The following is a 14761-nucleotide window of genomic DNA, read 5'->3' on the forward strand; positions in this document are numbered from 1 at the left end:
ACTGGAACCTTCAGATGAGGAAGATACTCTCGAGAAAACACAGCTTTCCCTGGCTGGTTGTACCCGCTGCGTGCCTAGTTCTTGCGGGGTGCACAGACGTCGAGCGATCTACTGGAGACAAACAAGCCTGGGCCTCTCCCGGAAACTTCGTAGTCTCCTATGGCCCCGTGGTTGAGCCTTATCCTTCAAGTATCCACAACACTTATTACTTGTACTCCTCCTCTGGGCAGCGTCTTGCCTCATCGCAGGGTAAAGGAAGCTGGACCCCCGTAGCCTTGACCACCCGCGAAGGAAGTTACGGCTATTTTCCAGACTCAATAAAGGATCTCGGATCAGGTGAAGAAAAAGCTTCCTTTCTAGAGAGAAGTCCCGTCTCGTTCTATGGCGGTTCTCCTGAAGGAAATTTAACCGTAGGCATCGTAAACGATTCCGATTCGGCTGAATTCCACCACTCCCTTGTTGTATTTCACGGACAATCAACATTCAAGGAACCGATTCCAACCGTTCCGCACTCCCTTGCCGTAGGAGAGGACGCCGCGCTTGTCGTCGGAGATTCTTATGAAGGCGAACGCCACAAGAAGGACCTCGTGTTGGTCCGCAGCGATGGTTCCGTAAAAACTATTGAGTTCCCCCGCGGTTATGACACCTCTATCCCGGATTTCAAATATCCTCACGTCAACTATTTGGGTAACGGCGTATTCGAGGTCCTAGAGGGACGAACAACAGGAGAGGTCACTCGTTTTAAGTCGTTTGAGGTCCGAATCAGTGACGATGATGAGCTGGTAACGCAGAAGGTCAGCCATTTTTCCATGGTTCTTCCTAAAGACTTTGCTGTTACACGAAGCCTACCGTTGGGCGAGAATGGTGTCATTGACACTAACGGCAACGTATTTATCAACCACCGCGACACTAAACCTCCGGAGCTCACTGGAACAATTCCGGAGTTCCATGAGAAAAGTTTTGTGCCAGTTAATTTTTCAGCTGAGGCGCTTTTCGGAATTCGTCGCAAGGACTCTATTGAAATCCGCCGATGGGACGCCCCAGAAGAAATCACAGCCCGCTTGAGCTACGAAAAGAACGCATGCTCAGATAGTGCCTGCGGAATCTCCTCCATATCACGCGCTTCATACAGTGAGCAGATGAAGTAAAGACTTGTTCATTATGTATCCATAATGAACAAAAAGAGTACACCTTATTGTTACGCCGGTGTGTGGCGGAATGTTTCCTGTAAAATAGGGCCGTTCCTAGCATTGTTTTACACGTGCCTAGCCGGGTCTAGGCCTTATTTTTACAGAAAGTGGTGAGTGTGGTGTTGTCGTCGGATGCTTTCAATATTGAAAGTGGACCTGACCCCCAGATGGCGGACACCTTGAAACCAGCATCTCGCTGGGGAAGTGAGGTACCTTTCCACCATGCCACGCAAGACCTACACCGAGCAGTTCAAGCGCGACGCAGTCTCGTTGTACGAGTCGACCCCCGGAGCAACGCTCAACGCGATCGCCTCCGATCTCGGGGTCAACCGCAACTCCCTGCGCACCTGGCTCGACGCCTTCGGCACCGGCACCAAGACCAACGCCAACGGTGAAAAAGTCGCCAGCCCCATTGCTGCAGCCAACAGCGCACGCACGCCTGCTGAAGGACTCTCCGACGCCGAACGCATCCGCGTGCTGGAACGCGAAAACGCCAAGCTCCGGGAGGAACGAGAGATCCTCCGCAAGGCGGCCAAATATTTCGCGGAAGAGACGAACTGGTGAACCGCTTCCGGTTCGTTGATGACAACCGAGGCCTCTACGAGGTCAAGCGGTTATGTGAGGTTTTGAAGATCAACCGGTCCTCGTATTACAAATGGAAATCAGCTGCTTCTGCCCGCCGGCGACGCGTCCTTGACGACGCGGTGCTGGGAGCGAGGATCAAGGCCGTGTTCACGGCCGAGAACGGTTGTTACGGGGCGAAACGCGTGACGGCGGCCATCAATTCCGATCCAGCCAACGACGACCTTTTCAATCACAAGCGCACCGCCAGGTTGATGCGCCAGATGGGCCTGTTCGGCTACACCAAAAAACGCCGGGTGAAGACCACCGTGTCTGCGAAACGGGCTCCGAAGTTGCCCGACCTGCTGAAACGCCGGTTCACCGCGGAGAAACCGAACACCATCTACGTCGGCGATATCACGTACCTGCCGATCGCGGACGGGTCGAATATGTACCTGGCCACCGTCATCGACTGCTATTCGCGGCAGTTGACCGGTTTCGCGATCGCCGACCACATGCGCACGGAGTTGGTCGAAGAAGCTCTCACGATGGCCCACGGGGTCCGAGGCAACGGGCCCGACCCCCGAATAGTGGACACGAGGGTTTAATTAGGAAGCAGATCTCAGTATAGCTAGATTCCGGCTCTCAAACACCGATGGCGCGAGATAACCACACCAGGAATGCCGACGCAGCGTGTTGTAACGGGTACACCAGCGGAATACATCTCTCCGGCAGAGCAACTGATTCATGAATGTCTTGGACTCCTGCAGGACTTCCCGCTTCATCGCGGCATTGAAGGACTCCGCTAACGCGTTATCCGCACTGGTCCCGATTGATCCCATCGACTGCCTAATCCCCATGTCCTTACAGGCGGCCTGGAACGCATTCGAGGTGTAAACGCTGCCGTGATCCGAGTGAAAGATCGCCCCAGTCAGGCTTCCACGCTGGCCTTTGGCCGTCAGCAGTGCGTCTTGGACCAAGCTGGTGCGCATGTGATCTGCGATGGAAAAGCCCACCAACCTGCGTGAATAACAATCAATGACCGTGGCCAGGTACATATTCGACCCATCCGCAATCGGCAGATACGTAATGTCCCCGACATAGACTTGATTCGGTGCAGGAGCAGTGAATTTGCGCCCTACCAGATCAGGAAACACCGGCTTTTTCTGATCGGACACCGTGGTAGTGACCTAGCGTTTTTTGGTGTAGCCAAACAATTTGAGTTTACGCATGACCCGCGCAACTCGCTTATGATTCACGGGGTCATGAGCGACCTGGTCTTTGAGTTCAGCGGTAATTCGCTTGGCGCCGTAACAATCATTTTCAGCGGTGAATACAGTCGTGACCCGGGCGCCGAGAATGGCGTCGGATATGAGTCTTTTTCTGCGAGTTGAGCTGCTATTTTTCCATTTATAGTAGGAGGACCTGTTGAGCCCCAGAACCTTACATAACCGCTTAACCGAATGGTTTTTCTTAGCGTCATCAACGAACCGAAAGCGGGTCACCAATTCGTCTCTTCCGCGAAATATTTAGCGGCCTTGCGAAGGATGTCGCGCTCTTCACGCAGGAGCGCGTTTTCCTTTTTTTAGTTGGTGGTTTTCTTCGGCAACGGACAATTCTGTGGGGGCCCGAACCCCGGAAAGTGGACACGGGGATTTAATCAAGATGCGATAGTAAGTGTAGCTGATCCGGCGGCTTCGAAGGCGTTCGGCGAGCGATAGCCGCACCACGAGTGCAAGCGCCTGGTGTTGTAGTGCGTGCACCACCGGAACACGTCCCGACGACATACGAGCTGACTTGGGAAAACGGACTCGTCCTGGAGGACTTCCCGTTTCAGCGTGGCGTTGAACGACTCCGCCAACGAGTTGTCCGCGCTCGTCCCGATTGCTCCCATCGACTGGGTGACACCGAATCGTTCACACAGCTTCCGGTATTGCCCAGAGGTATAGACGCTGCCATGATCGGAGTGGAAAATCGCCCCGTCAAGGTTGCCTCGGACCCCGTGGGCCATCGTGAGAGCTTCTTCGACCAACTCCGTGCGCATGTGGTCGGCGATCGCGAAACCGGTCAACTGCCGCGAATAGCAGTCGATGACGGTGGCCAGGTACATATTCGACCCGTCCGCGATCGGCAGGTACGTGATATCGCCGACGTAGATGGTGTTCGGTTTCTCCGCGGTGAACCGGCGTTTCAGCAGGTCGGGCAACTTCGGAGCCCGTTTCGCAGACACGGTGGTCTTCACCCGGCGTTTTTTGGTGTAGCCGAACAGGCCCATCTGGCGCATCAACCTGGCGGTGCGCTTGTGATTGAAAAGGTCGTCGTTGGCTGGATCGGAATTGATGGCCGCCGTCACGCGTTTCGCCCCGTAACAACCGTTCTCGGCCGTGAACACGGCCTTGATCCTCGCTCCCAGCACCGCGTCGTCAAGGACGCGTCGCCGGCGGGCAGAAGCAGCTGATTTCCATTTGTAATACGAGGACCGGTTGATCTTCAAAACCTCACATAACCGCTTGACCTCGTAGAGGCCTCGGTTGTCATCAACGAACCGGAAGCGGTTCACCAGTTCGTCTCTTCCGCGAAATATTTGGCCGCCTTGCGGAGGATCTCTCGTTCCTCCCGGAGCTTGGCGTTTTCGCGTTCCAGCACGCGGATGCGTTCGGCGTCGGAGAGTCCTTCAGCAGGCGTGCGTGCGCTGTTGGCTGCAGCAATGGGGCTGGCGACTTTTTCACCGTTGGCGTTGGTCTTGGTGCCGGTGCCGAAGGCGTCGAGCCAGGTGCGCAGGGAGTTGCGGTTGACCCCGAGATCGGAGGCGATCGCGTTGAGCGTTGCTCCGGGGGTCGACTCGTACAACGAGACTGCGTCGCGCTTGAACTGCTCGGTGTAGGTCTTGCGTGGCATGGTGGAAAGGTACCTCACTTCCCCAGCGAGATGCTGGTTTCAAGGTGTCCGCCATCTGGGGGTCAGGTCCCACTCCCCCACGGGTGTTAAAAACAACGCATGTGCGATGAACTGAGCATGAAGGTTGTAAAATTTTCAGCACCTCTATTTATTAATTCACACATGCTCAGGAGTGACAATGGAAATGGCGCCAATTACCGAGTGGACGTTCTTTGAAGAGGTCCCTATCCCCGAGGACGTCAGCCGCATGCTTGTCCAAAGTGAGCAGCCCTACGCTGCTTTCAAGACGTTCCGTGACTCGGCCATTTTCACGTCAAAGCGCCTCATCGTTCGCGACTCTCAAGGGCTGACCGGAAAGAAGATCGAAATCTACTCGATTCCATACTCTTCTATCACCATGTGGTCTACGGAAAATGCGGGCCGTATGGACTTCAATGCCGAGGTCGAGCTATGGACCCGTGCGGGGCACATCAAGATCAAGTTAGGCAAGAAAATCGATGTCCGTCGCATCGATAGCCTCATCGCACACTGCGTGCTTTAGCTCATGCTCTAGAACACCAGCCGCAAGGCTCTCCAGACTTCGACTCGAGAGCAAAAACTAATTCCCACCCACTGCGGGCAGATTGGCGCGCACGGCGGTGACGCGGCGGTGGGAGTCGTAGGCGAGGTCGTAGGTGGCGGTGAGGCCGGACTCGTTGGTGATGGACCAGCGGTCGGTGTAGTTGTCGTCGTCGCCGTTGTCGCCGTTGTCGCCTCCGCGTTCGTTGTCGGTGATAAGCGTGTGCTGGACTTGCCAGTCCGGGCGGATGCGGGTGAGGCCGTCCATGGACCAGGCGACGTCATCGGCGAAGGTAATGAGCCGTGGGAGCTTGGTCATGAACGCGGTGAAGTCGAAGGCGGGCGGGGTTTCGCTGAAGTTCTCCACCAAGAGAACGAGCTGGGAGCCGGCCTTGTTGAACGGGAAGAACAGGTACATCGCGTCCTGCCCGAAGACTTCGAAGCCGAGGCAGCCGAGGTCCTCAGCGATGTGGGCGGGGTTGGCTGCCGGGGCGTCGAGAGGCTCGTAGGGCACCTCCTGGGTGGTCAGGGTGCGCAGGCCGTTGTCGCGACCCCAATCGCGGATGAGCGCCGCCACCGAGGCGGTGTCGTCGTCCGCCCAGCGCCAGAGCAGGGTCTGCGGGTTCACAGCCACAGAAGCGATGACGTGCCCGGTGATCGTGATGGTTTTGTCCTTGCCCACCAGGGTGGTGCGACGGCCCTCGTCCTGTGCTTCGACGGTGTAGTCGCCGAGCTCATCGTTGAGCCACTCGATGAGCTGTTCCGAGCGGGAGAGGGCATAGAAGTAGGCGTGCTGGCCCACGCGGCGGATTTCACGAATCATGGCGCCCAGAATAGTCGGTGTATAGCCGCCGGGCGGGGAGCTAAAGCAGCGTGGACAACAAATCCTCGCTGCGCAGGCGTCCGGCGCGGTCCGGGATGTCGCCGGTGACGAGGAACTCATCGACGCCGAGCTCACGTTCGAGGGCGGCGAGCTGCTTCGCGACGTCGTCGATAGTGCCGGTGACGTCGAAGGACTGGGCCTCGGCGAGGCGCTCGCGCTGTTGGTTGGTCAGCGCGTCCAGGTCCAGCTCATGTGCCGGACGCAGAGGCGAGAACTCGCCCGTGGATTGCGAGAGGACCTTGGAGTAGTTCTCCGGCAAAAGGAGATCGCGGGCGGCCGCAGCGGTGTCGGCGGCGGCGATGTTGAGCGAGGCGATGGCGTGCGGGCGTTGCAGCCACGGCGAGGGCTTAAACGCTTTCCGGTAGATCTCCAGCGCGGAGGCCTGGGTCGCGGCGGGGCCACCGGTGATGATGCCCAAGCCGCGTTCGTCGGCCAGCGTGGCGGAGCGATAGCCCGCAAGCACGAACAGTGGTGTGGCGGCGTGGTTCTCGGGGCGGGCGTGGACGGTCGCCTCGCCGGAAAGGAACGCTAAGAGTTCGTCGAGGTCCGCACCGTAGCGCGCTTTGAGTTCGCGGGGCTCAGCCTGCCGCAGGGCGGCGCGGACCGGGCGGGTAAAGCCCACTGAGGAACCCAGGCCGACGTCGATACGACCTGGGTAGAGTGCCTCCAGGACGCCGATCTGTTCCGCGATGATGAATGGCGGGTGGTTGGGCACCATGATGCCGGCGGTGCCCACGCGGATGGAGGTGGTGTGCGCGGCGACGGCCGTGGCTAGTTGCGCGGGCTGCGAGCCAGGGATGCCGGGCACGCCGTGGTGCTCCGCGACGAAGAAGCGGCTGAAGCCGAGATTTTCTACATCGCGGGCGTGGTTGATGACCCCGCGGAGGGTCTCCCCGACGGTTTCTGCCGGGGTGGTCGCTGCTCTATCGAGAACCGCTAGTTGCATTACCCTTCTTCCATTCCGACCACGGAATGTTCCAGTCACCCAGACCGTCGAAGCCGGACAGCTGCGGCCCGGAGGTGTTGCTCACCTCCACGATGTCTCCGCGCTTGACCACGCTCTGGAACCACTGCGCCGCTTCCGTGGTGACGTTGACGCAGCCGTGCGACGTGTTCTGGCTGCCCTGGGCCCATTCGGACCACGGCGCGGCGTGGACGTAGATGCCGGAGTACGACATCTGCGTGGCGAATTGCACGTTCGTCTTGTATCCGCCCTGGTCCAGCGCCAGACCAAAGGTAGTGGAGTCCATGAGCAGCTGCTCGTGTTCGTCGCCAATCATGTAAACGCCATTGGGCGTGGCAAATTCCCCGTCGCGACCGAGGGACACCGGGATGGTGCGCAGCGCCTTGCCGTTCTTAAATACGGTCATCGTCTTCGTGGCGTCGTTGATCCGGGTGACCACGCGGTCGCCGATGGTGAAGTCCGTCTTATTGTTTTCCGTACCGTAGATGCCGCCGCCAAGATCCTTGCCCTTGATGTTGGCCGTGACCTTGACCTTGGTGCCGGGCTGCCAGTACTTCTTTGGGCGCCAGCGCACCTCATAATCATTGACCCAGTAGAAAGCGCCGTCTACTTCCGGGGAGGTCTTGATCTCGAGCGCTTCCTGAGCCTTCTTGCGATCGGTCATTGGCGCGGCGAAGCGGAAGGCAATGGTCTGCCCCACGCCCACAGTGGACCCCGGCAGCGGCGACAGGCTCACCGCAGTCGTGCCGTTGACCACTGGGGTCTTAAAGGTGGCGGTGGATTTCCTGCCGTTCTCGTCCACTGCGACGATGGTGTAGGTGCGCGAGTACCCCAGTTCCTCGTCCGTGGACCAGACCATGCCGTCGGCGGAGAGCTTCTCCGCGATAACCTTGCCGGACTCGTTGGTCATGGTCACGGTCTTCAGTCCCTTGCCACGCGAGGTCACGGTGACGGGGACGAGGGGGTCGACGTCCTTGGCGCCGTCCTTGACGGAAATCTCCGGGGCTTTGGCTTTGACGTCTGCAGAATCTTTGTCCACCTTGCCGTCGCGCTCGGCCCCCTCTTCCGCGTCCGGCGCGGTGCGTGCGGACGATTCCGCACCGAGGGATTCAGCTTTGGCCGCAGGCGAGAGCTCGTCGGCGTTGTCTTCCCGCTCGATGGTGCAGGAAGTCAGCGACGCCACGGTGGCTACGGCCGCGATACAGGCCACAACTCGTTTCGTTGCCCACGCATTCACTGTATTGAACACTTTATTCCCTCTATAAAACAAAGCTCACGACACCCAATGGCAGGTGTCAAGACAATCTCCCACAGCCTACTTCCTCGCCATAAATTACACCACCACCGACGTCACATACACGACAAAAGAGACCTAATCGTTGCAGAACTTTTTTACGCTTGACGACGCCCCTAAAAATGCGGTTTCACCTGCCGATTTTGCAGTCATTTAATCGGGTGTTAAAGTAATTCCTCGTTGCAAGGACAACAACGAAGCAAGAAGCCGACGGGCTTCGGGCCGAGAAGTTGAACACGCACGATGCGCCATTAGCTCAATTGGCAGAGCAACTGACTCTTAATCAGTGGGTTCGGGGTTCGATTCCCTGATGGCGCACAATACCTCAAGGTCAAGCAAGGCTTCACGCCAAGCTTGGCCTTTTGGCGTACCACCCCCATCATGCCCCCGAGCGCGAAGGATTGATCGGCATGCAGCGCAAGCTCACCCCGGAGGAAGAGTTTCTCCTCATGGCCATCTGCGCCAACGCCGATCCCGTGGATGGCGAGTGGGGCCCCACAGATGAGCACCGGATGCGCTGGATCGATTCCATCCGCACCGCACACGTGACCCGCGAATGCGGCTGTGGCTCCTGCCCGTCTTTTGAAATAGGTCACGACACCGACCCCAATGCGCACCTTAACCCACTAAAGGGGCCTGCGAATACCGTGCTGTCCGCCTACGACCACGGCGGCTATGCAGAAATCTTCCTGCACATCTCTGACAACACGGTCTGGGATCTCGACATCGCCCCACCGGGAGATGGCATCGCAGTACCGCTTCCAACGACAGAGATGCTGTCTTTCTAGGCCCACCCCTCCGTTTTGTGATTCTTATCACAAAATTTGTTTCCGCAGGAAGGGTGGCAGGCGCCGTTATCATCGCTTAACCACGCCATGTCGTTCGCGTCACCCCCAAGCCGGCCAAGATAGTGGGGCACCCCCATCTTCTATGGAGCGTCTTCCCTGTTCACAACAAAGACCGCATGGATTAAGTCGGGCCGCAATCACCGGGGCGTCGAGAAGCTCGCGCATGGTACGTACCCGCCGCTAGATTTCAAGCAACGTTCGCTGTGTACTTTCTGAATGCCAAATCCTGGCGGCGAACCTCATCATTCGTTCCTACCGTGGATAGTGCAAGTTACAACCAAGCAGAACGAAGGAGTTAAAAGCACAATGGATAACCGCAAGATTCAGGAACTGGTTAACGCAACCGCATACGACCGCAACGGTGACAAGCTGGGCGCAGTCAAGGAAGTCTTCATCAACGACGCATCCGGCCAGCCGGACTTCGTCGAGGTGGGCCACGGACTGTTCGGCATGAGCTCCTCCCTCGTCCCGCTGCGCGGCCACCGTCTGGAGGGTGAGAACCTGAAGCTGGCCTTCGATAAGGAGCGCATCAAGGACGCCCCGGAGATCACCGACGACGCACAGCTCACCGAGGACGACCAGAACACCATCTACCGCCACTACGAGCTGGACTCCGTAGACAACTACGAGACCTACGAGCCGGACCGCTTCGACCAGTCCCGCGAGGAATACAACGGTCGCGAGCCTTACGGCAACGTAGTGAACACCGGCGTGAACAACGACCGCAAGAATGGCTTTGACGAAATCGCGGAGAACCGCGCGGCCGGCACCGGCCAGGGCGGCGTGGACAAGCAGGACATCGACGGCAGCCGCGGTCCAGTCGGCGGCGCTGCTGCAGGTGCTGGCGTAGGTGCTGCAGGCGCCGCAGCGGGCAACCGCAACGACGCTCGTTTCACCGACCCGGACGCGAAGTTCCAGGACGGCGACCGCACCGACCGTGACGAGTCCCTGGTTCGCTCCGAGGAGCGCCTGAGCGTGGACAAGGACCGTGTGGAAACCGGCACTGCCCGCCTGCGCAAGTACGTCGTCCGCGACACTAAGACCGTTGAGGTTCCAGTGGAGCGCGAAGAGGTCCGCGTCGAGCGCACCCCGATTGACGGCAAGGCTGCGGCAGCTGGTGCTGGCAACGGCCGCCTGACCGAGGACGAGGCTTCCGTGACCCTGCACGAGGAGCGCGTCAACGTGGAGAAGAACACCGTGCCTGTCGAGGAGGTTTCCCTGGACAAGCGCACCGTCCGCGACACCGAGACCGTGACTGAGGACCTCGGCCGCGAGGAGATTGAGGTCGAGAAGGGCTTCGAGGGCGCCGACCGCGACGGCAAGCACCGCAAGTAAGACGGCAATTAAGCCCTAGCTCACAAAGCGCCGGGCTCCCCACTACGGGGAGCCCGGCGTTTTCGCATGCCAGTGAGGAGGGCCCGAGTAGGGCGCACCACTTAAGGGTTTAGTTCGTGGAGGATTCTTCTGCGGCTGATTCCTCGGCCAGTGCTGTCAAGGTCGCAGCCTCATCGCGCAGCTCTTCGTCGGGATCGAGGGCCCCTTCCTGTTCGCGGACCGGCACCATGGTGCCGTCGCGCATCTCCAGGTTGGGCATGACGTTGTCCGGGTCGACGATGGCGATCTCGTGGCCTGCCTCCCGCAGGCGCCGCAAGCCTTCCTTGAGCATGCGCCGGCCCATACGGTTGACCGCATTGACGCGGGAGATATCCACGATGACGTTCTGGTCCTTGAGATCGTAATCAAACAGCTCGTGGAGAATGGTCTCCGCGGCGTTGAAGTTGATGCGGCCCTGGATGTAGAAGTAGGAATCCGCGCCCTCGTGGATGACGTTACGGATGGGCTGGATACCGTAGCGCTCCTCCGTGGACATCAGGTGCAGGCCCATGTCCTGGGACAGGCGGCGGAACATCTCCACGCCGCGGACGCTGTTGCCTTCCTCGTTGAGGCGTGGGGAGAACGACGCGATGCCGAGCTGCCCGGGCAGCATGCCCAACAGGCCGCCGGCCACGCCCGACTTCGCCGGGATGCCCACGTTCGCCATCCAGCGCCCCGCGCCGTCGTACATGCCCGCTGAGCTCATCACGGCCATGGTGAGCTGGCACACGTCGGCGTCGAGAAGCTTCTCCTCCGTCACCGGATTTGTGCCACCGTTAGCCAAGGTGGCGGCCATAATCGCCAGGTCCTTAACCGTGACGTTGATGGCGCACTGCTGGGTGTACGTGAGCACGGCGTCGTGCGCCTCGTCCTCGATGATGCCGTAGCTGCGCAGCATGTGCGCCAGCGAGAGGTTGCGGTCCGCACCCTCCATTTCTGAGTCGAGGACCTCCTGGTCAATCTGCAGCTCGCGGCCGGCCAGCTTAGACAGGAAGCTGCGGATGCGCTCCACGCGCTCCTCCACGCCCGAGTCCACGCCGTTGATGAGCTGGGTCGTGGTCATCGCACCCGCGTTGATCATCGGGTTGACCGGGCGATGGTCCTCCTCCCCCAGCGACAGCTCGTTGAAGGCCTCACCCGAAGGTTCCATGCCCACGACCTTCTTCACGGCCTCCACGCCGAGTTCCTGCAGCGCCAGCGCGTAGACGAAAGGCTTGGAGATGGACTGGATGGAAAACTCCACCTCATCGTCCCCCACGGAGTACACGTGCCCCGTGGTGGTGCACAGTGCCAACCCGAGGCGTTCCGGGTCGGCCTTGGCCAGCACCGGGATGTAGTCGGCTACTTCGCCGTCAGTATTGGGCTTGGCTTGGTCAAGGATTTCTTTGAGATAAAACGGAATGGGTGTCTGCACGACTGACAACCTTAGTGGAAAGCCGCCCGCTCGCGGCGCCTAGTGGCTACTATCCCAAGGTATGACTACACCAGCTGCGGGCCGACGCGCCCTTCTCATCATCGATGTTCAAAAAGACTTCTGCCCCGGCGGCGCATTGGGCACCGAGCGTGGCGACGCCGTGGCGGGCGCCATCGCCACATTCGTAGCACAACACCGCGGGGACTACGACGAAGTGCTCACCACCCAAGACTGGCATATCGACCCTGAAGGCCACTTCTCCGAAGAACCGGACTTTGTCACCACCTGGCCGGTGCACTGCGTGGCGGGATCCCCCGGCGCGCAACTGCACCCGGTCTTGCGCAGCGAACTGGCGGCGCAGCCTGCCGACGCCGCGTTCTTCAAGGGCGAGTACACCGCGGCGTACTCGGCGGCCGAGGCGACCACCGCGGAGGGAGACAACCAGACCGGCTTCCTGGACTACTTGGACGCCCACAACATCACGAGTGTGGATGCGGTGGGCATTGCCACGGATCACTGCGTGCGGGCCTCAGTCCTCGACATCCTCGCCACGGATCGCACGGTCCGCGTGCTCACCGACATGTGCTCGCCGGTGTCCGACGAGGCCGCGGCCGCAGCGTTGGAGGAGATGCGCGCGGCGGGAGCCGAGGTCGTCTAACGATCGTTGAAGGCGCCGACGCCAGCCCCTTAAACTGGGGGCAGCCTCGACGCCTCGACGGTGCGCTATGAGCGCTGAGGACTACTTGCGCTCGGCGAGCAGGCGCTTGAGCTCCTTGATGTCGTTGGAGCGGCGCTTGCTGCGGAACACAGCGAAAGCGATGCCGCCAACAACGAGCGCGCCGATGCCGGCCAGGACCATCTGCACATTCTGGTCCTGCAGCTTCTCGGTAGCTGCGCCCTGGGCGTCAGACATAATGTTCTGCGGCTTAGTGCGCACGGTCAGCTCGTCCAAGGTGTTGGCGAGCTGGCGACGGGTGCGCTCGATGTCGCGCTGAATGTCATTGATATCGCGTGCCATAAATAAAGTCTCCCAAAGTTTGTCTCATGCGTTTTCTACTCCCACCACTTTAACGCAATTGGTGTATTCGCGAGCGAACGCGGCCGGGAGGCGAACACCGGGTGTCACCGATAAGGCACACCGAAACGTAGGCACCGGACGCGGTAGCAACAACGGTAAGGTGTAGGCATGACTACTCCCCCAGAAGCGAAGCGATTGGATGTGGGCGACAAGGCCCCCGATTTCACCCTGACTAATGACAAGGGCGAAACCACGAGCCTGGCGGACTTCACGGGACAGCGCGTGGTGGTCTACTTCTACCCGCGCGCGAACACCCCGGGCTGCACGAAGGAAGCTTGCGATTTCCGCGATTCCCTGGCACAGCTCAACTCCGCCGGCATTGCCGTCGTGGGCATCTCCCCGGACAAAGTGGAGGCCCTGGCCAAGTTCCGCGACGAACATGAGCTCAACTTCCCGCTGCTCAGCGACCCGGACAAGGAGGTCATGGAGGCCTATGGCGCGTTCGGCGAGAAGAAGAATTACGGCAAGGTGGTCCAGGGTGTTATTCGCTCGACCTTCTTGGTGGAGCCGGACGGCACCATCGGTCTGGCCAAGTACAACGTGCGTGCCACCGGCCACGTTGCGCGCATCATCAAGGATCTTGAGGCAACCAACTCCTAAGACATCATGACCGAAGAAGTCTCCGAGATCCTCGTGCCGCGGCGGCGCCCTGCTCAGGCGCGCAGCCGCGAGCGCTACAACCGCATCCTGGCGGCGGCGCGCAGCGTCTTAGTGGATCTCGGATTCGAGTCTTTCACCTTCGACGAGGTGGCCAAACGCGCCGAGGTCCCCATCGGTACGTTATATCAATTCTTCGCCAACAAATACGTCCTCATCTGCGAGCTCGACCGCGAGGACACGAAGGTCAACGTCACCGAATTGCTGGAATTCTCCCAGCGCGTGCCCGCCCTGCAGTGGCCGGACTTGCTGGAGGAATTCATCGATCACCTCGCGCGCCTGTGGCGTGAGGACCCGTCCCGTCGCGCGGTCTGGCACGCGATGCAGGCCACCCCGTCCACGCGCGCGACGGGCGCCGACACCGAGCGCGAAATGCTGGACCTGCTCAGTGACATCCTGCGCCCGCTGGCGCCGACCATGGACTATGAGCGCCGCGTGGAGCTGGCGGGGTTGCTCATCCACACCGTGGTGTCCCTGCTCAACTACGCGGTCCGCAATGACGACCCGGACAAGTTCGACTACGCAGTCAAGGAGATCAAGCGCATGATGGTCGCCTACCTCTTCAGCGTCGCGGCCTACCAGTAAGTCGCGGCCTACCAGTAGATGATGCAGGTAGCGGTGGCGTAGTCGCCGTCGTGGCTTAACGACGCCGTGAGGCACGGCCCCTGCCCCGCTTCCCCAGCGTGGCCTGCTTGCTCACGTCCTCCCCACGTAGCAGCGAAGGCCTCGGCGACCGCGCCGGAAAGCGCGACGTCGATGCGCCCCCATGCGTCGGGGCGGACCTGGATCTCGGCAAAGTCCACGGCATCGGCAGGCAGCAGCGGCGGGCGGCCATACAGAGCCTGCGACCAAGCCTTGATGAAGGCCTCCTTCACGGCCCAGCGCCCAGCTAAGTGCGCCGCGCGCTGCGCCGCCGGCTTGCCCGCGGCCACCCGCAGCTCCAAGGCATCGAAGACGTCAGCAAAACGGGTGCCTGGGGTATCGAGCTGTTCCGCGAAGTCCGGCACGTACACCAGGTCGGTGCCCACCGACACCTGGCCGA

Annotated in this window: 14 protein-coding genes, 1 tRNA gene and 2 pseudogenes; 9 read left to right on the forward strand and 8 right to left on the reverse strand. The window is 60.2% G+C overall.

The features are described from left to right. Positions 1 to 167: 167 nt before the first annotated feature. Positions 168 to 1148 (forward strand): hypothetical protein, encoded by a 981-nt coding sequence (locus H0194_RS03380; RefSeq protein ID WP_185176445.1) that lies wholly within the window; start codon positions 168 to 170, stop codon positions 1146 to 1148. Positions 1149 to 1412: 264 nt separating this feature from the next. After that, a pseudogene (locus tag H0194_RS10960) lies at positions 1413 to 2323 on the forward strand (IS3 family transposase); the annotation flags it as partial. Positions 2324 to 2359: 36 nt separating this feature from the next. Here H0194_RS10960 and H0194_RS03395 read toward each other — a convergent pair. Together H0194_RS03395 and H0194_RS03400 are read right to left on the reverse strand one after the other, a co-directional pair. Continuing rightward, positions 2360 to 3336: pseudogene (locus H0194_RS03395) on the reverse strand (IS3 family transposase); the annotation flags it as partial. A gap of 75 nt (positions 3337 to 3411) precedes the next feature. Next, positions 3412 to 4649, reverse strand: a protein-coding gene (locus H0194_RS03400) for an IS3 family transposase (RefSeq protein WP_185176448.1) whose coding sequence is annotated in 2 segments (ribosomal slippage) — positions 3412 to 4322 and positions 4322 to 4649 — 1239 coding nt in all. Because the reading frame shifts where the segments join, the coding sequence is not laid out codon by codon here. 178 nt (positions 4650 to 4827) lie between these two features. On the opposite strand from H0194_RS03400, the gene H0194_RS03405 reads away from it, so the two are divergent. Then, positions 4828 to 5190: a PH domain-containing protein gene (locus tag H0194_RS03405; RefSeq protein WP_185176449.1), complete on the forward strand. Its 363-nt coding sequence runs from the start codon at positions 4828 to 4830 to the stop codon at positions 5188 to 5190. Between the two features lie 57 nt (positions 5191 to 5247). On the opposite strand, the gene H0194_RS03410 is transcribed toward H0194_RS03405, so the two are convergent. Genes H0194_RS03410 through H0194_RS03420 form a run of 3 tightly spaced genes read right to left on the reverse strand, consistent with a single transcriptional unit; the run spans position 5248 to position 8291 of the window. Continuing rightward, positions 5248 to 6030, reverse strand: coding sequence for a DUF6882 domain-containing protein (locus H0194_RS03410; protein ID WP_185176450.1), 783 nt, complete (start codon positions 6028 to 6030; stop codon positions 5248 to 5250). A gap of 40 nt (positions 6031 to 6070) precedes the next feature. Next, positions 6071 to 7036, reverse strand: a complete 966-nt coding sequence (locus H0194_RS03415) for an MsnO8 family LLM class oxidoreductase (RefSeq protein ID WP_185176451.1) — start codon at positions 7034 to 7036, stop codon at positions 6071 to 6073. Next, positions 7014 to 8291, reverse strand: a complete 1278-nt coding sequence (locus H0194_RS03420; protein WP_246389039.1) for a L,D-transpeptidase — start codon at positions 8289 to 8291, stop codon at positions 7014 to 7016. The genes H0194_RS03415 and H0194_RS03420 overlap by 23 nt, the downstream gene beginning before the upstream one ends. 302 nt (positions 8292 to 8593) lie before the next feature. Here H0194_RS03420 and H0194_RS03425 point away from each other — a divergent pair. The 3 genes from H0194_RS03425 to H0194_RS03435 all read left to right on the forward strand — a co-directional run bounded on the left by H0194_RS03425 (position 8594) and on the right by H0194_RS03435 (position 10531). Beyond that, a tRNA-Lys gene (locus tag H0194_RS03425) sits at positions 8594 to 8666 on the forward strand. Between the two features lie 92 nt (positions 8667 to 8758). Further along, positions 8759 to 9136: a hypothetical protein gene (locus H0194_RS03430; protein ID WP_185176452.1), complete on the forward strand. Its 378-nt coding sequence runs from the start codon at positions 8759 to 8761 to the stop codon at positions 9134 to 9136. A 366-nt stretch (positions 9137 to 9502) separates the two neighbouring features. Continuing rightward, positions 9503 to 10531, forward strand: a complete 1029-nt coding sequence (locus H0194_RS03435; protein WP_185176453.1) for a PRC and DUF2382 domain-containing protein — start codon at positions 9503 to 9505, stop codon at positions 10529 to 10531. 109 nt (positions 10532 to 10640) lie between these two features. Here the strand turns inward: H0194_RS03435 and H0194_RS03440 are convergent, their stop codons facing one another. Further along, a complete protein-coding gene (locus H0194_RS03440) occupies positions 10641 to 11984 on the reverse strand; it encodes a glutaminase (protein ID WP_185176454.1) in 1344 nt (447 codons plus the stop codon). Positions 11985 to 12045: 61 nt separating this feature from the next. Between H0194_RS03440 and H0194_RS03445 the strand changes: the two genes are divergently transcribed. Then, positions 12046 to 12642: an isochorismatase family protein gene (locus H0194_RS03445; RefSeq protein ID WP_185176455.1), complete on the forward strand. Its 597-nt coding sequence runs from the start codon at positions 12046 to 12048 to the stop codon at positions 12640 to 12642. An 81-nt stretch (positions 12643 to 12723) separates the two neighbouring features. Here the strand turns inward: H0194_RS03445 and H0194_RS03450 are convergent, their stop codons facing one another. Continuing rightward, positions 12724 to 13002: a DUF3618 domain-containing protein gene (locus H0194_RS03450; protein ID WP_185176456.1), complete on the reverse strand. Its 279-nt coding sequence runs from the start codon at positions 13000 to 13002 to the stop codon at positions 12724 to 12726. A gap of 168 nt (positions 13003 to 13170) precedes the next feature. On the opposite strand from H0194_RS03450, the gene bcp reads away from it, so the two are divergent. Beyond that, on the forward strand, positions 13171 to 13662 hold the full coding sequence (bcp, locus tag H0194_RS03455; RefSeq protein ID WP_185176457.1) for a thioredoxin-dependent thiol peroxidase: 492 nt from the start codon (positions 13171 to 13173) through the stop codon (positions 13660 to 13662). Between the two features lie 6 nt (positions 13663 to 13668). Further along, on the forward strand, positions 13669 to 14304 hold the full coding sequence (locus tag H0194_RS03460) for a TetR/AcrR family transcriptional regulator (protein ID WP_185176458.1): 636 nt from the start codon (positions 13669 to 13671) through the stop codon (positions 14302 to 14304). Between the two features lie 8 nt (positions 14305 to 14312). On the opposite strand, the gene acpS is transcribed toward H0194_RS03460, so the two are convergent. Beyond that, a complete protein-coding gene (gene acpS / locus H0194_RS03465; protein WP_185176855.1) occupies positions 14313 to 14753 on the reverse strand; it encodes a holo-ACP synthase AcpS in 441 nt (146 codons plus the stop codon). Positions 14754 to 14761: the final 8 nt, after the last annotated feature.

The organism is Corynebacterium incognita, from assembly GCF_014217255.1.
Taxonomy (GTDB): Bacteria; Actinomycetota; Actinomycetes; order Mycobacteriales; family Mycobacteriaceae; genus Corynebacterium; species Corynebacterium incognitum.